Source organism: Nocardioides sp. zg-1228 (genome assembly GCF_017086465.1).
Taxonomy (GTDB): Bacteria; Actinomycetota; Actinomycetes; order Propionibacteriales; family Nocardioidaceae; genus Nocardioides.
The window spans coordinates 3,092,134-3,115,017 of sequence record NZ_CP070961.1; the positions used below are offsets into that span (position 1 = coordinate 3,092,134).

At 70.3% G+C, this 22,884-nt stretch carries 17 protein-coding genes; 10 read left to right on the plus strand and 7 right to left on the minus strand.

The window, feature by feature from the left end; all coding sequences use genetic code 11:
• Positions 1-174 precede the first annotated feature (174 nt).
• The 4 genes from JX575_RS14865 (at position 175) to JX575_RS19700 (ending at position 6,679) form a co-directional block, all read left to right on the plus strand.
• Entirely contained in the window at positions 175-1,548 is a 1,374-nt protein-coding gene (locus tag JX575_RS14865; protein WP_186340548.1) for a hypothetical protein, read from the plus strand.
• A 550-nt stretch (positions 1,549-2,098) separates the two neighbouring features.
• Positions 2,099-3,916 (plus strand): MobF family relaxase, encoded by a 1,818-nt coding sequence (gene mobF, locus JX575_RS14870; RefSeq protein ID WP_241005185.1) that lies wholly within the window; start codon positions 2,099-2,101, stop codon positions 3,914-3,916.
• A gap of 1,353 nt (positions 3,917-5,269) precedes the next feature.
• On the plus strand, positions 5,270-5,500 hold the full coding sequence (locus JX575_RS14875) for a helix-turn-helix domain-containing protein (protein WP_186340547.1): 231 nt from the start codon (positions 5,270-5,272) through the stop codon (positions 5,498-5,500).
• Between the two features lie 564 nt (positions 5,501-6,064).
• The gene (locus JX575_RS19700; RefSeq protein WP_241005186.1) at positions 6,065-6,679 is read left to right on the plus strand and encodes a site-specific integrase; all 615 of its coding nucleotides are present in this window, start codon (positions 6,065-6,067) and stop codon (positions 6,677-6,679) included.
• 89 nt (positions 6,680-6,768) lie between these two features.
• On the opposite strand, the gene JX575_RS14885 is transcribed toward JX575_RS19700, so the two are convergent.
• The 3 genes from JX575_RS14885 to JX575_RS14895 all read right to left on the minus strand — a co-directional run bounded on the left by JX575_RS14885 (position 6,769) and on the right by JX575_RS14895 (position 11,839).
• On the minus strand, positions 6,769-9,561 hold the full coding sequence (locus tag JX575_RS14885) for a DUF4365 domain-containing protein (protein WP_241005455.1): 2,793 nt from the start codon (positions 9,559-9,561) through the stop codon (positions 6,769-6,771).
• A gap of 255 nt (positions 9,562-9,816) precedes the next feature.
• Positions 9,817-10,893, minus strand: coding sequence for a redox-regulated ATPase YchF (gene ychF / locus JX575_RS14890; RefSeq protein WP_186340545.1), 1,077 nt, complete (start codon positions 10,891-10,893; stop codon positions 9,817-9,819).
• Between the two features lie 109 nt (positions 10,894-11,002).
• The gene (locus JX575_RS14895) at positions 11,003-11,839 is read right to left on the minus strand and encodes a M57 family metalloprotease (RefSeq protein WP_186340544.1); all 837 of its coding nucleotides are present in this window, start codon (positions 11,837-11,839) and stop codon (positions 11,003-11,005) included.
• Positions 11,840-12,025: 186 nt separating this feature from the next.
• On the opposite strand from JX575_RS14895, the gene JX575_RS14900 reads away from it, so the two are divergent.
• Both JX575_RS14900 and JX575_RS14905 read left to right on the plus strand, forming a co-directional pair.
• Positions 12,026-12,529 (plus strand): PH domain-containing protein, encoded by a 504-nt coding sequence (locus JX575_RS14900; protein ID WP_186340543.1) that lies wholly within the window; start codon positions 12,026-12,028, stop codon positions 12,527-12,529.
• Positions 12,526-14,124 carry a PH domain-containing protein gene (locus JX575_RS14905; RefSeq protein WP_186340542.1) on the plus strand — a complete coding sequence of 533 codons (1,599 nt, stop codon included), beginning with the start codon at positions 12,526-12,528 and terminating at the stop codon, positions 14,122-14,124. Before JX575_RS14900 ends, JX575_RS14905 begins: the two co-directional genes overlap by 4 nt.
• Here the strand turns inward: JX575_RS14905 and JX575_RS14910 are convergent.
• Positions 14,121-15,926, minus strand: coding sequence for an acyl-CoA dehydrogenase (locus JX575_RS14910; protein WP_222129516.1), 1,806 nt, complete (start codon positions 15,924-15,926; stop codon positions 14,121-14,123). The genes JX575_RS14905 and JX575_RS14910 overlap by 4 nt on opposite strands.
• 397 nt (positions 15,927-16,323) lie before the next feature.
• Between JX575_RS14910 and JX575_RS14915 the strand changes: the two genes are divergently transcribed.
• A complete protein-coding gene (locus JX575_RS14915; RefSeq protein ID WP_186340541.1) occupies positions 16,324-17,103 on the plus strand; it encodes an exodeoxyribonuclease III in 780 nt (259 codons plus the stop codon).
• Between the two features lie 13 nt (positions 17,104-17,116).
• On the opposite strand, the gene JX575_RS14920 is transcribed toward JX575_RS14915, so the two are convergent.
• Positions 17,117-18,430 carry an MFS transporter gene (locus tag JX575_RS14920; protein ID WP_241005187.1) on the minus strand — a complete coding sequence of 438 codons (1,314 nt, stop codon included), beginning with the start codon at positions 18,428-18,430 and terminating at the stop codon, positions 17,117-17,119.
• Positions 18,431-18,502: 72 nt separating this feature from the next.
• On the opposite strand from JX575_RS14920, the gene JX575_RS14925 reads away from it, so the two are divergent.
• The 3 genes from JX575_RS14925 to JX575_RS14935 are packed head-to-tail and all read left to right on the plus strand — an operon-like array spanning position 18,503 to position 21,195.
• The gene (locus tag JX575_RS14925) at positions 18,503-19,501 is read left to right on the plus strand and encodes a helix-turn-helix domain-containing protein (protein ID WP_186340539.1); all 999 of its coding nucleotides are present in this window, start codon (positions 18,503-18,505) and stop codon (positions 19,499-19,501) included.
• 52 nt (positions 19,502-19,553) lie between these two features.
• The gene (locus tag JX575_RS14930) at positions 19,554-20,732 is read left to right on the plus strand and encodes a DNA recombination protein RmuC (protein WP_186340538.1); all 1,179 of its coding nucleotides are present in this window, start codon (positions 19,554-19,556) and stop codon (positions 20,730-20,732) included.
• A 22-nt stretch (positions 20,733-20,754) separates the two neighbouring features.
• Positions 20,755-21,195 (plus strand): DUF6542 domain-containing protein, encoded by a 441-nt coding sequence (locus JX575_RS14935; RefSeq protein ID WP_186340537.1) that lies wholly within the window; start codon positions 20,755-20,757, stop codon positions 21,193-21,195.
• A gap of 15 nt (positions 21,196-21,210) precedes the next feature.
• Here JX575_RS14935 and JX575_RS14940 read toward each other — a convergent pair whose 3' ends face one another.
• Both JX575_RS14940 and JX575_RS14945 read right to left on the minus strand, forming a co-directional pair.
• Positions 21,211-21,834: an L-threonylcarbamoyladenylate synthase gene (locus JX575_RS14940; protein WP_186340536.1), complete on the minus strand. Its 624-nt coding sequence runs from the start codon at positions 21,832-21,834 to the stop codon at positions 21,211-21,213.
• A 13-nt stretch (positions 21,835-21,847) separates the two neighbouring features.
• Entirely contained in the window at positions 21,848-22,846 is a 999-nt protein-coding gene (locus JX575_RS14945; protein WP_186340535.1) for a 4-hydroxy-3-methylbut-2-enyl diphosphate reductase, read from the minus strand.
• Positions 22,847-22,884: the final 38 nt, after the last annotated feature.

A 22,884-nucleotide genomic window follows, 5' to 3' on the forward strand; every position in this document is an offset into this window, starting at 1 on the left:
GCTCTTCGAGGAGGGCTCGTAGCCTTGTGGGGCCGAGCCACCTCTAACGCCGATCGCGCCCGCCTGCTCAACGGACCGCAGTCTCCGGGCTCTCCAGCCGCCACCTCGTCGCCCCGCAATCCGACCGCCACCGACGTCACGCCAGAAGGTCGTGAACTGGAGAGGGACACCTGGATGGAAGACAACTTCGATTCCCCACTCGAAGGGGTGTACCCGTTTCAGTCCAGCGACCCGGAGGAGGCTGTAGTCCTCTACGACGGGCTCATGGACGTCGTTGGCACACGCGCGACTTCTAGTGGAAACGGCCGAGTTGTTGTGCGTGTAGTGGATGGGCTCGACGTGCGGTGGGAGTTGGACGACGAAGTGCCGTGGGACGAACCGGTCCGCCTGCGATTCCAGCGTGCCGATGGGTCAAAGTTCGATGCGCCAGCGGGAGTAACCAACAGCGCCGGTAGCGGCTACATCCAGCACGCCGACATCCGATTCACGGCACCGACACTCTCCAACGAGGCGTCCGCGGAAGTCGGGGCAATCGGGCCGGATGAACCGAGCGGTGCTGACGAGCCGGACCTGTCGTACGTGATGACGCACTGGTTCAACATGCCCTCGTTCCATCACACGGCCCCGCTGAGGGTGCGCAACATGGTCTACGCCGGCCGCTGGGAGTTCGCGGCGCACGGATGGCGGCTCACCCTCGACCAACGACCCGACCACAGCGACGCGATGAAACGGGCCAAGACCACGACGCGTTCCACCATGACCCACGTCGGGAAGCTGGAACACGACACCGGCACGTTCACGGTGGCGGAGGCGAGCGAGGTCCTAGCGGCCTTGGAAGCCGCTGTCTCGTTCGCCTTGGGCACCTGGGTTGGGGTCGCCTTGCCCGTCGGCTACGACTCCGGTGGCCGACGGGTGTGGGAGGAGTGGGCCAACTGGAGGTGCAGTCCACCGATCTCGGTCTTCCACTGGTGGTCCACCCACCGGTCCCAGGACCTGACCGAGCTGTGCTCAGCGTTCCTGGGTCACTGGCTGGACCCCCAACTCAAGGACGCCGTGCGGCTCTCCTCGTTCCACTCCATCAGCGCCAGCAGTGACCGGGCGGCGATCGAGGGGAAGGTGATGCTGGCGCAAGCCGGCATCGAGTACCTCGCCTGGGTCACCCATGTCCTGGAAGGGACCGAGACTGCGAGGACGTACAAGGGTGTTCCCACAGAGACGAAGTTGCACAACTTCCTCGACGCCGCCCGGATACCCACCACGATCCCGCCAGAGTTCACCGCTCTCAGGGCGCTAGTCCCTGCGGACAAGCAGACGGGACCGCAGGCGGTGACGTGGGTACGGAACCGGCTGGTTCATCCCAAAGACCCATCGGAGCCGTACCGGATCGAGAATGCACTGTCTGAGGCGTGGCTCTTGTGCCGGGAGTACCTGGACTTGCTCATCCTGCACCGGATCGGGTTCACCGGCCATTACGTGCCGTACCGACCCGGTGGCTGGGCCACTCAGGCATACGCAGTGCCGTGGCAGTCAGGATCACCTGCCCCTTGAGCCGTGCAGCCGCTCACGCTGGATCGCGACGTCTCTCCTATTGACGCGGACCTACTAAGGGCGATGCGACAGAACACAGGTGTTTGAGCGAGGCAGCCCCGGGTCGTGTCTATCTGGGCCGGAAGGACACAGGTCTCGGCTCACGCGCATCGCACGCGCACTGTCCCGCAAGGCGACCCAGAGCGGGACGCTCGCGGCCCAGAGGGTCATGTCGCCAGTCGAGCGTCCAGTAAGTCCCGACCGTGGCGAGTCCCGCAATGGGCCGCGGGACATGGTCTGCGCCAAGCTCCTTGCTCGGCTTGTGAAGGGATTCATCGTCGACGGCCAGCTTGGTCTCCATCCTCGTCTCCACTTTCACCTTTCTGCCTGCCCCCATCTGCCCGCCCAATTGACAACCATTGACTCTCCACGACCCCCAAAATCTGCTCCCACCTACTACTTCCCGGCTCTTCTCACACCCTCCCCTCCAAGCGGCACGCATGCTACGAAGGTTCGTAGATGGGTCGCCCGTGATCGGGCGGCCCACGCGGCATTTCTAGGGGTCCGTTGGTTGTCGACGGACGTCGTGGAGGCGGTGGTCCGGGTGCACGGCGGGGTAAAGTTCTACCGCGGCGCGGCGAACGCTGCGCGTGCCTATGTCGAACGTGACCGTCCGCCCGCCGACGATTACTACCTCGCCGAGGGCAGCGGCGTCGCGCAACGGATGGTCGCCACCCCCGACGGCGTCTCACACGTCGCCGGAATGGACGGCGACACCTACGAGCAGTGGGTCGCCGGGGGCGACGTCGACACCGGCCGCAAGAAGGGTCGGGTCCGCGATGACGCGAACGCGCTGCGGTTCGTCGAGGTCACCGTCAACGGCCCGAAGACCTGGTCGCTGGCCGCGGCGCTCCACCCCGAGATCTCGGAGGCGCTCGACGCGGCCCAGGACCGCGCGGCGAAACAGGTCATCGGTTGGGTCGCCCAGCACGCGACTACCCGGGTCGGGCCGCGTGGCCGACAGGTGCAGGTGCCGGTCGAGCGGATCGAGGCCGCGGTGATTCGGCACTACACGTCGCGGGCCGGTGACCCGCATCGGCATCTGCACCTCCAGGTCAACGCCCGGGTCTTCGCCGGCGGCGCCTGGCGTGGCCTCCATTCAGCGGGGGTGCGCGACATGATCGAGGCGATCAACGGCATCGGGCACGCCGCGGTCGCCACCGACCCGGAGTTCCGGGCGGTCCTCGCCGCGCACGGCTTCACCCTGGACGCCGAGACTGGGGCGATCGAGCAGCTCGCGCCGTACGTCGGGGCGTTTAGCGCACGGACCGGTCAGATCCACCGCAACATCGATCGGTACGAGGCGGAGTGGCGGCGCGAGCATCCGGGTGAGGAGCCTGGGCCGCGGTTGCGTGAGGTGTGGGATCGGCGGGCGTGGGCCGATGCGCGGCCGGACAAGGTCGTCCCCACCGATGGCGCGGCGCTGGTGGCGCGTTGGAACGACGAGCTGCGCGCCTTGGGCTACCGCGACCCGGCCGCCCCAGCCGTGCTGGAGTCGACCCAGCTGGGCTGGATCGACCGGGACGGGGCGGCGGACTGGGTGATCTCCCGGCTCGGAGCGAAGCGGTCGGCGTGGAACCCCGCCGACATCCGCGGCAGGGTCGAGGTCCTGCTGGCCCAGGCCAACCTGGTCGCGGAGCCCGCGGCGCGCGTCGAGCTCGCCGAGGACGTGACCGCCCGCGCCGCCGCACGCTGTGTTCGGCTGCTCGCCTCACCCGACGTGCCCGAACATGTCCGGTCGCTGACCTCCCAGCACGTGGTGAACGTCGAGGCGGACCTCATGCATCGTCTCGCCCACCGCGCCGAGAAGCCCGCCAGACGGGTCTGGCTGCAGGGGCGAGGGCTGACGCGCGTCGACCCCACCCAGGCCGCGGTCGTCGGCGTCCTTGCTGGTAGCGGCCAGCTGGTGGTCGTGGAGGGCGCGGCCGGTGCCGGCAAGACCACCGCGCTGAGGTCGGCGCAGACCGTGTTGGCACGGCAGGGACACCGGTTGGTGGTTGTGACGCCGACGTTGAAGGCGGCCGAGGTTGCGGCCGCGGAGACCGGCGCCGACGGGCACTCGGCCGCCTGGCTGATCCACCAGCACGGTTGGCGCTGGGACTACGACGGGCACTGGGCACGGCGCCCCGACACCACCCCAGGCCCGGCTGCCCGGCTGCGACCCGGGGACCTGTTGCTGGTCGACGAGGCGGGAATGCTGGACCAGGACACCGCCCGCGCGCTCGTGTGCATTGCCGACGAGGCCGGGGCGCGGGTCGCGCTCGTCGGCGACCGGCACCAGCTCCCAGCAGTCGGACGCGGCGGCGTCATGGACCACGCCCTTGCCTGAACCCACCCGACCGCGGTCGTGACCCTTGAGAAGGTGCACCGGTTCTCCGACCCCGGCTACGCCGCGCTCTCCCTGCGCATGCGCACCGGCGACGACCCTGTCGCCGTCTTCGACGCGTTGTATCGCCGCGGGTCGATCGTCATCCACCCCAGCGACAGCGAACGCACCGCCGCCCTCGCCGAGGCGGGAGCGGCCGGCGGCCTCGTCGTCGCCGACACCCGCGAGCAAGTGGCCAGCCTCAATGCCGCGATCCGCGACCAGCGTCGCGCCGACCCCGCCACGGGCAACTCGGCCGACGTAGACCCGTCCCTGGTGACCGCTCGAGGCGAACGGGTCGGGGTCGGGGACCGCGTCGCTACCCGCCGCAACGACCATGATCTCGGGGTCGCGAACCGCCAGAACTGGACGGTCGCCAGAATCGGCGAGGACGGCCACCTGATCCTTCACGGCCGCGGGCGCGATCGCGAGATCCCGGCGGAGTACGCGACCCGGTTCGTCGAGCTCGCCTACCACCACAGTCCACGGATCCCAGGGCGAGACCGTCGACAACGCCCACGTCGCCCTCGGCGACACCACCGGTGCCGCCGCGGCGTACGTCGCGATGACGCGCGGCCGCGAATCCAACACTGCCCACCTTGTCGCCGAGACGCTCGAGGACGCACGGAAGGGGTGGGTCGATGTCTTCAGCCGCGACCGCGCCGACCTGGGCCCCGCCCACGCCCGACGGCTCGCCGTCGACTCGATCGACCGGTACGGCGCGGCCGCCGTAGCGCCTCCCACGCCACGACTCCCGGTCCCGGAGTACCGGCCGCCCATCTCACGGCCCTCCGGAATCGGCCTCTGAGAGGCGGGTGCAGCCAACGACTTAGGGAACGCCGTTGACCTGCACGAACGCAGCGTTCCCCCTCGCGTTCCCCTCCGTTGTTACCGCATTCCGGTAACGCCCCTCGCCACGCTGATCGGCGTGAATCAACACCTCCACAAGTCCGCGGGGAAACGACTTAGGGATACCTGTTGACCTGCGGAAACACAGGTCCCCTGGCAGGTATCCCCCTCAGGTTCCCCCGATTCCGGGGAACCTGCCGCCCCATGCTGATCAACACGTACAGGTCGTTCGCGACGACAACCAGCGAGGAGCACCCGATGAGTTCTTGAACTTTCGGACGGGCGCCGCCTGACCTGCGAAAACGCCACCTGACGGGGGCGCCCGTCCCGAGGACGGGCGGGGCCAGGACGGGCGCGAATTGGTGCCCCCTAGGGCGCACCGTAGGGCGCGTACCTCTCGACGACAGACACCCACCCATCACGACCGGCGACGAACGACGCCGGGAACCCAGCCACAAGGAGGCCGCCATGACCGCACAACTCAACGCCCCACGACCCCGCCAGAACCCCGGCGACGACATGCTCACCCTCCAGGAAGCGTGCCGCTACCTCCGCGTGCCCGAGGGGACGCTGCGCTACTGGCGCCACCTCGGCGCCGGACCCCGCAGCTTCAAGGTCGGCCGTCACGTCCGCTACTGGCGCGCCGACCTCATCCTCTGGCTCAACGAGCAGACCAACCGTCCCCAGAACCGCAGCTGACCCTGCCCCACCGTCGGACCTCAGAGAGACGATGGAGCGATCCTGGAAGGAGCATCACCATGGCGGGAAACGTCGCCAAGCGAGCCAACGGCCGGTGGCGGGCGCGGTACCGCGACGAGGCCGGCAAGGAGCACTCGCGGCACTTCGACCGCAAGATCGACGCCCAGCAGTGGCTGGACCAGGTCACCTCCGCGGTGGTCACCGGCACGTACGCCGATCCCAAGGCCGGACGGATCACGTTCGCGGCGTTCTTCGGCGAGTGGTCGGCCCGCCAGGTCTGGGCACCCGGCACCATCCTCGCGATGTCGCTGGCGGCCAGATCCGTGCCGTTTGCGGGGAAGCCCATGAAGCAGGTTCGGCGCTCGGACGTCGAGACTTGGATCAAGCAGATGAACGCCGCCGGACTCGCCCCCGGCACGATCAAGACGCGGTACGTCAACGTCAGGTCGGTGTTCCGCGCCGCGGTGAAGGACCGGGTGATCGGCTCCGACCCGACCGACGGCGTCCGCCTCCCCCGCGGCCGTCGCGCGGACGTGGCCATGTCGATCCCCACCCCTGAGGAGGTTGGGCAGCTCATGGCTGTGGCTGACGAGCGGTTCCAGCCGTTCATCGCCCTGCGCCTTCGCCGGCCTGCGCCTGGGCGAGGCCGCGGGGGTCCAGCTCGGCGACGTCGACTTCCTCCGCAAGTCGCTCAAGGTGTCCCGCCAGGTGCAGCGCGTCAACGGCGGAGAGATCGACGTACGGGCGCCGAAGTACGGCTCGGAGCGCGTCGTCTACCTCGCCAACAGCCTGGTCGAGGTGCTTGCCGAGCACGTCTCGGCCCACGGCACCACCGGCACGGCTCGGTGGTTCTTCGCTGGCGAGGGTGACGAGCCACCGCACCAGAACACCGTCGGCTACTGGTGGCGCAAGACGCTGCGCGACGCCGGGCTGTCAGGCATCAAGCTCCACGACCTGCGGCACTTCTATGCCTCCGGGCTCATCGCGGCCGGGTGCGACGTTGTGACCGTGCAGCGCTCGCTCGGCCACGCGAAGGCAACGACGACCCTCAACACCTACGCCCACCTCTGGCCAACCGCCGAGGACCGCACGAGGAAGGCAGCAGAGTCGATCATGTCCGCCTCGCTCGGCGACCCAACCGCGGCCCTGGCCAAGTCGGAGGCGAGTGCGGCTCAATGACCCGTCGGCTCGGATCGCAGACGTACATCCCAAGGCGTGAGCCGGTGGCGCGACACTCGAGCCGACATCCGGCTGCGCGGGTCGGCGGCTTAGTCGAGCAACCCGTCGTTTGCCCTGCCGGCCGCCACCCGGGCCCGTACAAGAGACGAGGCATGGTCGGCGAGAGACCCCAACAAGACGCTGCGCGCCTCATTCTCCGGCATGTCGAGCAGGTACCCACTCACCTGCTTGGCCGTGAGAGGTCCTCCGCGGTCAACCAATTCGCAGATCATCGCCGACGTTTCGGAAGGAGCATCCTCGCTGGCAACCCGCCTTGTCAGGCTCACGATCGCCGCGACGCGCACCCGAGGGTCAGGGTCCGTCGCCAGGGAGAAGAGCAGGTTGCGGTCACCCGTCACCGACCTCTCGCCTGCGATGGTGGCGGCCACCTCCCTGTCGCTGGATGATCCGGCAAGTAAGCCCTGCATCGTGGAATCCGTCACTTCGTCCGGAAAGAGGCGAAGAAGCGCAAGCTTGGCGGATGATTGCGGGCTCGAGTTGGTCGGGATGAAGGCCGTATCGCGCTCATACGCGGGCCGCTGCGTGATGGCTTCGAGAACGGGCCTGAGGCGGTGCTTCTCCTCCTCGGGGACCTGCTTTGCGATCTTGCCGAGAGCACCTATGGTGCCCAGAATGTGGCTCTGGTGGGCGTTTGGCTCGGTCAGCAGCGCCTCTACGGCGTCCCACCGTGCAACATCGCGGTGCCAGGCGTTCAGGACAACGAGTGCGTGTCCGAGATCAGGTCCGCCTAAGCCATGCATCCCGCTCCGGGCTTGCTTCACCTGATTGTCGATGGAAGTCGCCAGATGGGAAATCGCCGCCTCGGCGGCGTCTTTTGGAAGGTCAGTGACCTTACCGAAGTTTCCTAGGGCGGTGAGATCACCCTGCTTGATCTTCGCAAGAAGGCCGGTCCTAAAGTCCGGCCTGTTGGTTGCGAGGACGCCATCAATGTCGTCCTGAAGTTCGCAGTTGTCGTTGGTTCGTGCAGATAGCCGCGTGAGATCTTCTGCTGACCATTGATCGTCACCTACGAGAGCCACTATGCGTCCGTAACCGCTTGCGAGACTTTGGTCTTCAATGACCGGAAGACTTACCAGGTGGTCCATGACTCGACGCTTCATCGTCGCGGACATGCTTCGCATCAATCCACCGAGAGACTGAAGCAAGTCAGTTTCAATCAAGAAGGTCGGCTTCATCCGCTGACGCAGCTCGTCAGGATTCGCAAGTGACGAGAGCAGCCAGGTTGCGTGTCGGTCGGCGTCCGCTACTTCGGCGAAGTCGCCTGCGTAGCGCACGAATGCAAGCGCCGAAGCAAGACACGACCTCGGAGTCGACTCCAGTTCGAGCCGGCCCGTGAGGGTGACGAGCGGGTCAACAGGACCGTCGTCGCTCAACTTGCGAACCGCTAGCACCAACTCCTTCTTGGCACCCGCCCGGACCAAGTCCGTCAACGACTCCAACAAGACCGTGGTGTCCGTCGCGCTCGCCTTCATTAGTTCTCGGCGCGCCAGCAACGACATAGCGTTTCGCCAGCCACCGTGATCCGCACTCAAACCGGCCAGAAGTGTTGCCGAGCGAAGACTCGTCCACACTGTGTCGGCAGCGGCCCAGGTGACACTCGAGTCACGACCCCATGTCTTGAACTGTTCATCGAAATGCTTCTCGAGCCCATTGGCTATGGTCTGTGAACGCCACCAGCGGGTAGACGTGTCGATGGACTGGATAAGTTCGCCGATATCGCCCATGCCAAAACCGCTCATGTCGAATACGAGCGTAGTAGTTACGGCGACAAGCGCCCCAGCGGTGGGATCGTTTGGAGCTACGGCTCGAAGTTTTTGGACTTCGAGAGCGAGGTCCCGACCCTCCTCCAAATGGCCTAGCTCGACCAGGCAGCGCGCCTCATGGCTCTTGAGCCATGCGATATCGATCGTGCCGAGCCCTTCTCGAGACTCGACTCCACGCACGGCAGCGAGAGCGTCTTCCGGTCGCCCGTATTCGATCAGGGCCGCTGCGCTCGCGACTGCTCCCGCCACGACGTAGTGCTCATCCGCTGTTTCGGGCAGAGCTTCGATCTTGGATAGGTCGCCCGATACAGCCCAACTCCAGATGGCGTCAAACAGGTCCCAGAGCCAGGAGTTGACATCAGAGACGCTCTCGGATGCCTCGCGGGCGGCGGCTGACGCAACGTCCCGCAACTCGCTGAAACGGCCCTGCATCAGCATCGCCAGGGCTTCTGTTGCATCCGGAAACACTTGGTCCTTGTTGGGATGCGGTGCAACCAGCCTAGGCGCCATCAGCGCGTACCTCAGCCGGTCAGACTGGGGCACTTTCCAACTGGATCCCCAAGCGCTGCCATCCAGGCTGAGCACCCTGGAAGGACTTGTAGCTACAGCGGTAAGAGCGTCTCGACTGCTTTCATCGACCGTCTGTGAAGCAGGAACCAGGATCTTGTTTCCTTTGCCCGTGGACTGAATCGCATCCGAGGTCACCTGGACCCAGTACGAGGTCTTCGACTTCGTGTCACGCAGCACCAGGATGTGCGGGGTGGTGTGCTCACTCCAATAGTCAAAGTGACTGTCGTCCTCCTCGGCATACCACCAGCCAACGACTTCGCCAGATCCTTCGTCCGTCTTCGCGCTCTTGAAGTAGGAGTCTCCGGTCTTGACTTGAGCCCCGACCAGCGCACCCAAGTCGAATCGGTTCTCGTCTCTAGCCATCAGCCACAGGTCCGTACCGAGGTCGTGCTCCGGGTTGGGGACGGCACCCCATCCCAACTCCTCGAATTCACCTTTTACAAACGATTGGCCCGAGGTGCCAGTCGCTTCGTTCTTGGGTGCGCGCATTTTGGCCACGTCCCCAGTCAAGCAGCATCGCGTGCGTCGGCTGCGAATACCCACCCCAGGGGCGGGTTTGGTCGCGCCTGATCGCTGCGTCATGTCAGCCGCCAAGGAGTACGTCATGGGCGGGTCAACTGGCAGCGGTGGGGTCCGGAGAGAGGCCGTCCGGCTGCCAGATCAAGCCATCACGTTGAAATTCTTGCGGACTCTCTGCGGACTGGGAGGGCCTGTACCCCCTCTCACCTGCACAAACGCGCTGATTCACACGTTGAAGCGGAACTCCACCACGTCGCCGTCGGCCATCACGTAGTCCTTGCCCTCCATGCGCACCTTGCCGGCCTCGCGGGCCTTGAGCATGGAGCCGGCGGCCATCAGGTCGTCGAAGGAGACGACCTCGGCCTTGATGAAGCCCTTCTGGAAGTCGGTGTGGATGACACCGGCGGCCTCGGGGGCGGTGGCGCCCTTGGGGATGGTCCAGGCCCTGGTCTCCTTGGGGCCGGCCGTCAGGTAGGTCTGCAGGCCCAGGGTGTCGAAGCCGACGCGGGCGAGCTGGTCGAGGCCCGACTCGGTGATGCCCATCTCGGCGAGCATCTCGTGCGCCATCTCGTCGTCGTCCATCTCGGCCAGGTCGGCCTCGAACTTGGCGTCGAGGAAGATCGCCTCGGCAGGCGCGACGATCTCGCGCATCCGGTCCTTGAGCTCCTCGTCGGCGAGCTCGTCGGCGTCGCAGTTGAAGACGTAGATGAACGGCTTGGCGGTCAGCAGCGAAAGCTCGCGCAGCAGCGACCGGTCGATGTCGGTGGCGATGATCGGGGTGCCGGCCTCGAGCGCCTCCTTGGCGGCCCTGGCCGCCTCCAGGTTGGCGACGAGCTCCTTGACCTTGCGCGACTCCTTCTCCAGCCGGGCGATCGCCCGCTCGACGGTCTCGAGGTCGGCGAGGATCAGCTCGGTCTGGATGGTGGAGATGTCGTTGGCGGGGTTGACCTCGCCGTCGACGTGCGTCACGTCCTCGTCGCGGAAGACGCGGGTGACCTGGCAGATCGCGGCCGACTCGCGGATGTGGGCGAGGAACTTGTTGCCCAGGCCCTCCCCCTGCGAGGCGCCGCGCACGATGCCGGCGATGTCGACGAACTCGACCGTGGCCGGCAGGATCCGGGCCGACCCGAAGACCTCCGCCAGGCGGGGCAGCCGCTCGTCCGGCACCCCGACGACGCCGACGTTGGGCTCGATCGTGGCGAACGGGTAGTTGGCCGCGAGCACGTCGTTCTTGGTCAGAGCGTTGAAGAGGGTCGACTTGCCCGCGTTGGGGAGACCGACGATGCCGATGGTGAGAGCCACGGGCGGGAAGTCTACGGGCGCGCGGCGCGCCGGGGCGAAACGAGGCGGGGCGACGAGAGAGGGCCCGGCCGCTCGGCCGGGCCCTCCTCGGTGCGGTGCTCAGCGCAGGTCAGGACCCGTAGACGGCGCGGACGCCGGTGCGGTCGGTGTTGGTCATCGACAGGTTGCTCGAGGACCCGTTGCACTGCGGGTAGTGCATGATCGACGCCGAGTCGTACGGGGTCAGCGGGCGCCAGTTGTTGTCCTCGAAGCAGGTGCGGGCCTCGGGCCGCGTGTGCTCGTGGCGGAAGCCGAGGGTGTGCCCGAGCTCGTGGGCCATGATGTTGGCCGGCGTCCAGGAGCCGCTGCTCACCAGCGACCTGGCGTTGACCAGCACGTTGCGCTGGCTGTCGGGGCTGCTGGGGAAGAACGCGCGGGCGATGTACTGGGTGGTGGTGGTCGGCTCCACGGAGAACAGCACCGCGTTGTTGGAGGTGCGGCAGTTGCTGTCGGCCGAGGAGACGTAGGTGAAGTTGACCCCCGACGAGGCGGCCTCCCACTGGGCGGCACCACTGGCCATCGCGTTGACGATGGTGGACTTCTGCGTGCCGAAGGAGTTCGACACGCAGTAGGTGAGGTTGCGTGCCTGGGTCGCCGACCACCGGTCGTCGCGACCGTAGACCCGGTTGATGATCAGCTCGCTCGACGGGCCGCCCTCGACCTCGTGCTCGTAGGCGGCGACCATCTCGTCGTAGTAGGCGACGAGCTCCTTGGTGTTGACGATCGTCTCGTCACCGTTGACGACGTACTGGCCGCCGGCGTCGACGTAGGTGGCGGCCTGGAACTCCTCGAAGGAGGGGACCTGGTCCCGGGCCGGGGCTGCGGTGGCGGGCGAGCCGAGGGTGACGGCGACCGCTGCGGCGGCGAGGACCGCGGTGGCGGTCCTGGTGATCCTGCTGTTCGACATGGGTGCGTCCTCTGGGGCAGGGAGTGGATGGAGTCCCTCCAGACCACACCCGGCGCACGTCGCCCGGGAAGCACACCCGGGCCGCAGGTGTGTGCACTGCAGGAACTTGCAATACCACGCCCGCGGCCCGTGCCGCCCCCGCTTGCACAAGTTCGCCGGGCCAGGTGGACCTGCAACACTCAGCGCATGACTGACGTGGGGGCTACACCGGTGCTGCGCGCGCCGGCCAACCGGGTCTCGCCGCGAGCGATCCCGTTCTGGACCGTGGGCGCACTGATGGGCGACACCGTGGTCGTCGTGGGCGCCGCGCTCGTGTGGCTGCTCGTCCCGGGCGTGCCGGGCTGGGCGGGCCTCGTCGTGCTCCTGCTCGCGGTCGCAGCGGTGCTCCACGTCGCGCTCATGCCGCGCATCCGCTACCGCGTGCACCGCTGGGAGGTCACCGACACCGCGGTGCACACCCGCTCGGGGTGGATCGGTCGCGAGACGCGCATCGCGCCCATCAGCCGGGTGCAGACCGTGGACTCGCGGCAGGGTGCGCTCATGCGGCTGTTCGGCCTCGCTTCGCTCACCGTCACCACCGCGTCCGCGGCCGGACCGATCACCGTCGACTGCCTCGACGCCGAGACCGCCCGCGAGGTGGTCGCCCGGCTGACCGAGATCACCGCCGCGACGGAGGGCGACGCGACGTGATCCCCGCCCCCGGCGAGGGCTGGGTCCGGCTCAGCCCGCGCAAGCTGCTGCTCGACCCCGTCAAGGCCGTCGGCCAGGCGATCGTGCCCGTCGCCGTCGCGCTGGTGGGCATCAGCCGCAGCGACACGAGGTTCTGGCCGATCATCATCCCCCTCGCGGTGCTCGGGCCGCTGGTCCTCGGCGCGCTGCCCTGGCTCACCACCTACTACCGCCTCACCGACACCCAGCTGCAGGTGCGCCGGGGCATCCTCAACAAGACCACCTCGACCGCGCCCCTCGACCGGGTGCGCAGCGTCGACCTCGAGGCCTCGCTGCTCCACCGCATCCTCGGGCTGCAGAAGGTCCAGATCGGCACGGGCGTCGACGACGACCGCATGACCCTCGACGCCCTGGCCGCCGCCGACGCCCACGCTCTGCGTACGACGCTGCTGAGGCGCCGCGCCGCGGACGGGTCGGCCCAACCGCCCCACGCCCCCGTCGCCACCCCCGTCGCCACCCCCGCCGCTGGCCCCGCTCCCGACGGAGCGCCGGTCGACCAGGCCGGCGCCCCGACGGCCGCGCCTCCCGCCACGCCTCCCGCCGCGCTGTCGTTCACGCCCCTGGCACCACCTGTCGCGCTCGCCGCGATCGACTGGTCCTGGCTGCGCTTCGCCCCCTTCAGCCTCGGGCGGCTGGTGCTGCTGCTCGGCGGCCTGGGCGTGCTGTCCCAGTTCGCCGACGACCTGCCCATCTGGAACGAGGACACGGCCACGTCGGTGTGGCAGTGGCTCACCCAGTTCGCGGTGCTCGCCATCGTGCTGGCGGTCGCGGTGGGCGGCACCGTGCTGTGGCTGGTCGTCTCGGTCGCCGGCTACGTCCTGCAGTGGTGGGGCTTCCGCCTGGTCCGCGAGCAGGGCTCGCTCCACCTCACGTCCGGGCTCGTCACCACCCGCTCGATCACGGTCGAGGAGGCGAAGGTCCGCGGGGTCGAGATGACCGAGCCGGCGCTGATGCGCCTGGTCGGTGGCGCCGAGCTCGCCACCCTGGCGACCGGCGTCGAGAACGGGGTCACCCAGGTCCTGCCGCCGTGCCCCCGCGACGTCGCCGTCGCGGTGGGCGAGGCCGTGCTCGACCGTCCCGGCCCCCTCACCGGCCCGCTCGTGGACCACGGGCCCGCGGCCCACCGCCGCGCCTGGTTCCGTCAGCTCCGCCACGCTCTGGAGGTCATCGCGCTGCTGGCCGTCGGCTGGTGGTGGTTCGACCTCGGCTGGTCGTGGCTGGCGGGCATCGCCGTCGTCCTGCTGGCGATCGCCGCGGCGGCCGGCGAGTCGTCGTACCGTCACCTCGGGCACGCCCTCACCACCGACCACCTGGTCGCCGGCAGCGGCACCCTCGCCCGCGTCCGCACCGTCCTCGAGACCGACGGCATCATCGGCTGGGTGGTCTCGCAGTCGTGGTGGCAGCGTCGCATCGGCCTCGCCGACCTGACCGCCACCACGGCGGCCGGCACCGAGCGGGTGGTCGTGCGCGACGTACGCCTCGACGTCGCCGTGGCACTGGCCGACCGGGCCACTCCCGGGCTGCTGACCCCGTTCGTGGAGCCGGCTCCGGCCTAGAACCAGTCGCCGCGCATGTCCAGCGTGGTCGTGTCGCCGCTCGCGAGGAGATCGAGCATCGGGCCCACCTTCGGCAGCTCCCAGCGGTGGAAGAACCGGGCCGCGGCCCGCTTGCCGTCGTAGAAGTCGCCCTGCCGGTCGCCGACCGCGACGAGCTGGTCGAGCCACATCCACGCGACCACGACGTGCCCGGCGGCCTCGAGGTAGACCGTGGCGTTGGCCATCGTCCGCTCCGCGTCGCCGAGCCCGGCGAGGGCCGCGGTGACCGCGCCCAGCCGGTCGAGCGCCGCCGCGAGGGCGTCGGCGTGGGCCGCCGGCTCGCCGCCGAGGTCGCGCGCGCGGGCGACGGTGTCGCCGACCCGGGCCGCGAGGGTCGCCAGCGACGCGCCCCCGCCGCCGAGCACCTTGCGCCCGAGCAGGTCGAGGGCCTGGATGCCGTGCGTGCCCTCGTGGATCGGGTTGAGCCGCTGGTCGCGCCAGTGCGCCTCGACGTCGTGGTCGCGGGTGTAGCCCGCTCCGCCGAGCACCTGGATCGCGAGGCTGCAGCCCTCCTGGCCCCACTGCGCCGGCCACGACTTCGCGATCGGGGTGAGCAGGTCGAGCAGGTGTGCCGTCTCGGTGCGCTCGCGCTCGTCGCGCGCGGTGGCCTGCAGGTCGAGCAGCCGCGAGCAGTAGAGGTTGAGCGCCAGCGCGCCCTCGGCGTACGCCTTCTGGGCGAGCAGCATCCGGCGCACGTCGGCGTGCTCGATGATCGGCACCTGGGGCGACGCCGGGTCGGCCGCCGTCAGCCGGCGGCCCTGCGGGCGGGAGCGGGCGTAGTCGAGCGACTTGAGGTAGGCGGTGTAGGCGGTGGTCGCCGCGGACATCCCGACCCCGAGGCGGGCGGCGTTCATCATGTGGAACATCGCGGACAGTCCCCTGCCGGGCTCCCCGACGAGGTGGCCGACGGCTCCCGGCGCCCCGCCGGGTGTGAAGGCGCCGCCGCCGAAGACGGGCGCGGTGTTGACCGTGCCGCGGTTGCCGAGCTTGTGGTTGATGCCGGCGAGCGCCACGTCGTTGCGCTCGCCGATCGAGCCGTCCTCGCCGACGAGGTGCTTGGGGACGATGAACAGCGAGATCCCGCGCGAGCCGGGCGGGGCGTCCGGCAGCCTGGCCAGGACGAGGTGGACGATCGTGTCGCCCATCTCGTGGTCGCCGCCGGAGATCCACATCTTGGTGCCGAAGATCCGGTAGGTGCCGTCGTCGGCGGGCACCGCGCGGGTGACCACGTCGCCGAGGCTGGAGCCGGCCTGCGGCTCCGAGAGCGTCATCGTGCCGAAGAAGCGCCCCTCGAGCATCGGCCGGACGAAGCGGTCGACCTGCGCGGGCGAGCCGTGGGCCAGCAGCAGTCCGGCGTTGGCGACGGTGAGGAAGGCGTAGGCCGCGGTGCCGATGTTGGCCGCGGTGAACCACGCCATGCACGCCGCGTTCACCACCTGCGGGACCTGCTGGCCGCCGACCTCCTCGTCCAGGCTCAGGGTGAGCAGGTCGGCGCGGGCGAACGCGTCGAGGGCCGCGCCGATCTCGGGGATCAGCCGCACGCGCTCACCGTCGAAGGCCGGCTCCTCGGTGTCGCTCCTGCGGTAGTGCGGGGCGAAGTGGTCGGTGGCGAGCTGCTCGCACAGCGCGAGCAGGGCGTCGTAGGTCTCGCGGTCGTGCTCGGCGAACCGGGGCCGCTCGCCCAGCCGCTCCACGTCGAGCCACTCGTACAGCATGAACTCGAGGTCGCGCGCGGAGAGGATCGTGGACGTCGACGGGGGCACGCGCCGACGCTACCCCGCAGGGCCCCGCGCAGAGGTCGTCCGGACAGGACGAACGCCCCCTCCGCTCGGGACAGAAGGGGCGTTCGCCGCCTGGTCCTCAGACGAGGCGTCCGGGGCGGGTCAGGAGCCGGTCACGGCCGCTGGCGGTCCGTCGCCGTCGTGCTGAGGTGGCTCGAGATGCGGCGCGAGGTGCCGAGGGCGGTCGCGCCGAGCCGACTGCGCTGCATGCTGCTCTTCTCTCGTGAGGGGGTGGCACTCGCCGTCTCGGAGGTCGCGCAGCGTCGGAGGTGGTCCGGGGGCCGGCGGAGAGCCGGTGCACGAGTGCCCGAGAAAGGTGCCCACCTACGAACGTCCCCCACGGATCGCGCCCTGTAAAGCCCCTCCTTAGGGTGGGGCCGTGCGCATCGCGACCTGGAACGTCAACTCACTCCGCTCCCGCATCGATCGCGTCGAGGCGTTCGTCCAGCGCCACGACATCGACGTGCTGGCCCTGCAAGAGACCAAGGCACGCGAGGACCAGCTGCCCCTCATGGGCCTGCAGGCACTCGGCTACGACGTCGCCGTCGCGGGGGTGAACCAGTGGAACGGCGTCGCGCTGCTCTCGCGCGTCGGACTCGACGACGTCGAGGTCGGCTTCCCCGACATGCCGGGCTACGGCGACCCGCTGGCGGCCGAGTCGCGGGCCATCGGCGCCACCTGCGGCGGCGTGCGGATCTGGTCGCTCTACGTCCCCAACGGCCGCAAGCCCGACGACCCGCACTACGTCTACAAGCTCGACTGGCTGGCCCGCCTGCGGGCCGCCGCGAGCGGCTGGCTCGACGGCGAGACGGCGCTGGTCGGCGACTGGAACGTCTGCCCCACCGACGACGACGTCTTCGACGTCAAGCAGTTCGCCAAGTCCACCCACGTCACCCCGCCCGAGCGGGCCGCCTTCCAGGCGTTCCTCGACGACGGCTACGCCGAGGTGACCCGCGCCCACGACCCCGGCTACACCTACTGGGACTACTACCGCCAGCGCTTCGAGCGCGACCGCGGGCTCAAGATCGACTTCGTGCTCGCCTCCCCCGCACTCGCCTCCCGGGTGACCGGCGCGTTCGTCGACCGCGACGAGCGCGACCCCGCCCAGGGCACCGGCTCACCGTCCGACCACGCGCCGGTGGTCGTGGACCTGGCCTGACCCGGCCCGAGCGTCACATCACGCCGGCGGACGGCTGTGCGGCCGGCTGCGGCGTGCGCCGGATGGCGTACGACATCACCGCGGCGACCGCGCAGAGGCCGGCCGCGGCATAGAACGCGGGGTCGTAGGCCCCGGTGAGGTCGCGCACCACGCCCGCGCTGGTCGCGGCGACGGCGGCGCCGACCTGGTGGCTGGCGAAGACCCAGCCGAAGACGATCGGGCCGGCGGCCGCGCCGAACCACTCGCGGCACAGCGCCACGGTCGGCGGCACGGTCGCCACCCAGTCGAGGCCGTAGACGATGATGAAGACCCACATGCTGGGCGCGACGTGCGGGGCCATCAGCGCGGGCAGCACCATCAGACCGACACCGCGCAGGGCGTAGTAGCCGACCAGCAGCAGCCGCGGGTCGACCTTGTCGGTGAGCCACCCCGAGGCGATCGTGCCCACGACGTCGAAGATGCCCACCACGGCGAGCAGTGAGGCGGCGGTGGTGGCCGGCATGCCGTGGTCGTGGGCGGCCGGCACGAAGTGGGTCGCGATGAGGCCGTTGGTGGTCATCCCGCAGATCGCGAACCCGCCGCACAGCAGCCAGAACGTACGACTGCGCGCCGCGTCGCGCAGCACCCCGAGGGCGCGGCCGGCGCTCGAGCCGACCTGCTGGTGGGGCGGCGGTCCGGGCTCGGCGTCGGTGGCACCGAAGGCCCGCAGGCCGAGGTCGGCCGGGTGGTTGCGCAGCAGGAGCAGGACCAGGGGCACGACGGCGAGCGCGGCCGCGGCGGCCAGCAGCGCGGCGGTGCGCCAGCCGTGGTGGGTCGCGAGCCAGGCCACGACGGGCAGGAAGATCAGCTGCCCGGTGGCGTTGCCCGCGGTGAGGATGCCGCTGACCAGCCCGCGACGCGCGACGAACCAGCGGCTGGTGATCGTCGCGACGAAGGCCATCGACATCGAGCCGGTGCCCAGGCCGACGAGCAGGCCCCAGCAGAGGATGAGCTGCCAGGGCTCGGTCATGAAGACGGTCAGGCCGCTGCCGAGGGCGACCGTCAGCAGCGCGAAGGTGACGACCGGTCGGACGCCGAACCGGTCCATCAGCGCGGCCGCGAACGGCGACATCAGGCCGAAGAGCATGAGGTTGAGCGAGACCGCCGAGCCGATCAGCCCGTGCGACCAGCCGAACTCCTCGTGCAGCGGGTCGAGCAGCACGCCGGGCACCGAGCGGAAGGCGGCCGCGCCCACCAGCGTCACGAACGCGACACCCGCCACCACCCACGCCCAGTGCAGGCGCGGTGGGCGCTCGACGGCGGGCTCGGGAGGGGTCGTCGTGGTCACGCGCACCATTCTCGAGGCACCGCGGCCACGCTCACGAGTGGCCCGAATGCCAACATGTGAAAGGATTCGGCCATGACGTCCCGGGCCTGCGAGCCGCACCGTGTCGTGGTGCTCGCGGTCGCACCGGTCATCGGCTACGACCTCACCATCCCGCCCCAGGTGCTCGGCGAGGCGTACGACGCCGCTGGACGCCCGCTCTACGACGTCCAGGTGGTGAGCCTCGACGGCGCTCCCGTGCGAGCCACCCGCGGCTACGCCATCGCCCCTTCGGCCGGGCCCGAGGCCCTCGCCACCGCGCAGACCGTGATCGTCCCCGGCACCCAGCTCGCGGGCCCGCGCCGCGACGGGACGCTTCCCGACGACCTGCGCGCGGCCCTCGCCACGGTGCCCGCCGACGCGCGCTGGGTCTCGATCTGCACGGGGGCGTTCGTGCTGGCCGCGGCCGGCGTGCTCGACGGCCACCGCGCGACCACGCACTGGAAGTACGCGGCCGACTTCCGCCGGCTGCACCCGGGCGTCGCGGTCGACGAGGACGTGCTGTTCACCGACGACGGGCGGGTGCTCACCTCCGCCGGGCTGAGCGCCGGCATCGACCTGTGCCTGCACCTCGTGCGCCGCGACCACGGCACCGCCGTGGCCAACGCCGTCGCGCGCCACATGGTGGTGCCGCCCTGGCGCGACGGCGGGCAGGCGCAGTACATCGAGCGCACCGTCCCGCAGCGCGCGGACGAGACCACCGCTGCTGCGCGCGCGTGGGCCGAGGCGCACCTCGACCAGCGCCTCGACGTCGCGACGCTGGCCGAGCACGCGTCGATGAGCGTGCGCACCTTCACCCGCCGCTTCCGGGAGGAGACCGGCCAGTCGCCCGGCGCCTGGGTGACCCAGCAGCGCGTCCGGCACGCCCTGCACCTGCTCGAGGCGAGCGACCTCGGCGTCGACGAGGTGGCGTCCCGCGCCGGGATGGGCACCGCGGCCTCGCTCCGCCAGCACCTCCGGGCCAGCGTCGGGGTCTCGCCCTCGGCCTACCGGCGCACGTTCCGAGGCGCACCTCCCGCGACGACGGACGCCTGAGCGCGGGCCCGACCTCGGCGGGGGTGTCGGTGCCGCGGTCCATGCTGGGGCCATGGACACCTTCCCCCTCGTGCTCACCCTGGCGACCGTCCTCGCCGTCGGCCTGGCCCTGGGCGCCGTCATCGGTGTGCTGTGGTCGCGCAGCCGTCCTGCCGACGACCCCGCCATCGCGGCGCTCCAGCAGCGGGTGGCCGACCACGCGGTCGTCCAGGACGGGCTCGAGCGCCTCCAGGACCAGCTCAGCGACCTCGCCCACGACCGCACGGCATGGCAGGCCCAGCTGCACGAGCAGGTCGCCGACATGCGCCGGTCCACCGAGACGCTGCGCCGCGAGACGACGACGCTCGCGACCGCGCTGCGCAAGCCGCAGGTGCGCGGGCAGTGGGGTGAGCTCCACCTGCGCCGCACGGTCGAGCTGGCCGGGCTGGTCGACCACTGCGACTTCGCCGAGCAGGTGCGCGTCGACGACGGCCGGCTGCGTCCCGACCTCGTCGTCACCCTCGCGGGCGGACGCACCATCGCGGTCGACGCCAAGGCGCCGCTGGCCGCCTTCCTCGATCTCACCGCCGCCGACGACCCCGACGAGCAGGACCGGGCCCTGGCCCGCCTCGGCCAGCACGTCCGCACGCACGTCGCCGACCTCGGCTCGCGACGATACTGGGAGGCGCTGGCCGGCACCCCGGAGTTCGTCGTGCTGTTCCTGCCCGGTGAGGCGATCCTCCAGGCGGCGCTGCAGGCGGTGCCCGACCTGGTCGAGCAGGCGGCGGCGCGCAACGTCGTGCTGGCCACCCCCTCCACCCTGATCGCCCTGCTGCGCACGGTCGCCCAGGGCTGGCAGCACGAGGTGCTCAACGCGCAGGCCGCGCAGGTGCAGCGACTCGGGCAGGAGCTGCACGCCCGCCTCGCCTCGATGGCCGGTCACCTCGACCGGGTGGGCCGCTCGCTCAACGCCAGCGTCGTCGCCTACAACCAGGCGATGGGCTCGCTCGAGGGCCGCGTGCTGGTCTCGGCCCGTCGCTTCGCCGACCTGGGCGTGACCACCGAGCAGCTCGACGGCCCGCGCCAGGTCGAGACGGTGCCGCGCTCGGCCGCCGCCCCCGAGCTGACGGTCCTCGACGACGTCCCCGGGGCCACCGGCGACCCCACCCTCGACGACCTGCTCGACGAGCAGCCGTCCGGCCCCGTGCCCGGCTCGGTCCCCGACGCGGCGCGCCGCGCGCGGGGCGCCTGAGATCGGTCCTAGGTTGAGCCTCGTGACACGGGCCGGCGCGTTCTGGCAGGTCGGGCGGGAGCCGGGCCGGCAGGTGGTGTGCCTCGGGGTGGCCCTCGCGCTGAGCGCCGTGGCCCTCGACGTGCTCGTGGCCGGGCGACTGACGATGTTCTTCGACCTGTGCTTCGTGGCGCTGTGCCTGGGCCTGGCCGCGCTGGTGCGCCGCCAGGACTTCTACCTGGTCGCACTGCTGCCGCCCGTGCTCATGCTCGCCGTGTTCGGGTTCGTCGCGCTCGTCGACCGCGGCGCCCTCGCCGACCCCCGCGACAGCGTCCTGCAGGCGGTCGTCTCCGGGGTCGCGACCCACGGCATCGCCCTGTTCGCCGCCTACGCGGTGTGCCTGGGCTGGCTCGGCTGGCGCCTGCACCGCAGGGGCCACCTCGCCTCCGAGCTCGAGCGCGAGCTCGGGCAGTCGCCCGGCTGAGCGGCGCCCGCCCGCTCAGGCCTCGAAGCGCTCCGGGTCGCCCGCCCCGCGGCGTACGACGACGGGCTCGGGCCCCGACCAGTCGATGACGGTGGTCGGCTCGGCGGTGACCTCGCCCGACTCGACGACCACGTCGACGACGTGGTCGAGGTCCTCCTTGATCTCCCAGCCCATCGTGCGCGCCTCGGTCTCGCCGGGCAGGATCAGGGTGCTGGTGAGGATCGGCTCACCGAGCTCCTCGAGCAGCGCGCAGACGAGCGGGTGCTGGGGGATGCGCACGCCGACGGTGCGCTTCTTGGGGTGCATCAGCCGCTTGGGCACCTCGCCGGTGGCGGGGAGGATGAACGTGTAGGGGCCCGGCGTGGCCGCCTTGATCGCCCGGAACGCGGAGTTGTCGACGTGGACGAACTGGCCGAGCTGGGAGAAGTCCTTGCACATCAGCGTGAAGTGGTGGCGTTCGTCGAGGTCGCGGATGCGCAGGATCCGGTCGCGACCGTCGCGGTTGCCGAGCCGGGCCCCGAGGGCGTAGCCGGAGTCGGTCGGGTAGGCGATGAGCTGGTCGTCGCGCAGCGCCTCGACGACCTGCCTGACCAGCCGCGGCTGCGGGTTGTCCGGGTGGATGTCGAGGTAGCGGGCCATCTCGTCGCTCCGGTCAGGCCCGCTGCGCCGCGCGGAGGTCGCGCCGCAGCTCGGGGGGCAGCGCGAAGATCAGCGACTCCTCGGCCGAGTGGACCGCCCGCGCGTCGGGGAAGCCCCGCTCGGAGAGGAAGGCGAGCACGCCCTCGACGAGGTCCTCGGGCACCGAGGCGCCGGAGGTGACCGACACGGTCTCGACCCCGTCGAGCCACGCCTCGTCGATCTCGGTGTGGTCGTCGACGAGGTAGGAGGCCTTGGCGCCGGCCTCGAGCGCGACCTCGACGAGCCGCACGGAGTTGGAGGAGTTGCGCGAGCCGACCACGATCACCAGGTCGGCGGCCGCGGAGATCTCCTTGATGGCGAGCTGGCGGTTCTGGGTGGCGTAGCAGATGTCGTCGCTCGGCGGGTCGAGCAGCAGCGGGAACCGCTCGCGGATGGCGGCGACCGTCTCGAGGGTCTCGTCGACGCTGAGCGTGGTCTGCGAGAGCCAGGCGACCCGTGCCGGGTCACGGACCTCGATGCGGGCCACGTCGGCGGGGCTCTCGACCAGCTGGATGTGGTCGGGCGCCTCCCCGGCGGTGCCCTCGACCTCCTCGTGGCCGGCGTGGCCGATCAGCAGGATGTCGTAGTCGTCGGAGGCGAACCGCTTGGCCTCGTGGTGCACCTTCGTCACCAGCGGGCAGGTCGCGTCGATGGTCTTGAGGCCGCGCTCGGCCGCCTGGGTGTGCACGGCGGGCGAGACGCCGTGGGCGGAGAAGACGACCGTGCGGCCCTCGGGGACCTCGTCGAGCTCCTCGACGAAGATCGCGCCGCGCGCCTCCAGGTTGGCCACCACGTGCTTGTTGTGCACGATCTGCTTGCGGACGTAGACCGGGGCGCCGTAGAGGTCGAGCGCCTTCTCGACGGTGATGACGGCCCGGTCGACGCCGGCGCAGTAGCCGCGGGGCGCAGCGAGCAGCACGTTCTTCGCGGTCTCGGGATCGAGGACGGGAGGAAGGCCGAGGTCGGTCGTCATGCGCCGAGTCTACGGGCCGCGCGAGGCCCGCCCGCCCG

Coding starts and splice junctions, on each gene's coding strand:
- JX575_RS14875 (WP_186340547.1), top strand. CDS start 5,270: ATGACCGCACAACTCAACGCCCCACGACCCCGCCAGAACCCCGGCGAC.
- JX575_RS14865 (WP_186340548.1), top strand. CDS start 175: ATGGAAGACAACTTCGATTCCCCACTCGAAGGGGTGTACCCGTTTCAG.
- JX575_RS14925 (WP_186340539.1), top strand. CDS start 18,503: ATGACGTCCCGGGCCTGCGAGCCGCACCGTGTCGTGGTGCTCGCGGTC.
- JX575_RS14900 (WP_186340543.1), top strand. CDS start 12,026: ATGACTGACGTGGGGGCTACACCGGTGCTGCGCGCGCCGGCCAACCGG.
- JX575_RS14945 (WP_186340535.1), bottom strand. CDS start 22,846: ATGACGACCGACCTCGGCCTTCCTCCCGTCCTCGATCCCGAGACCGCG.
- JX575_RS14895 (WP_186340544.1), bottom strand. CDS start 11,839: ATGTCGAACAGCAGGATCACCAGGACCGCCACCGCGGTCCTCGCCGCC.
- JX575_RS14885 (WP_241005455.1), bottom strand. CDS start 9,561: ATGCGCGCACCCAAGAACGAAGCGACTGGCACCTCGGGCCAATCGTTT.
- JX575_RS14930 (WP_186340538.1), top strand. CDS start 19,554: ATGGACACCTTCCCCCTCGTGCTCACCCTGGCGACCGTCCTCGCCGTC.
- JX575_RS14940 (WP_186340536.1), bottom strand. CDS start 21,834: ATGGCCCGCTACCTCGACATCCACCCGGACAACCCGCAGCCGCGGCTG.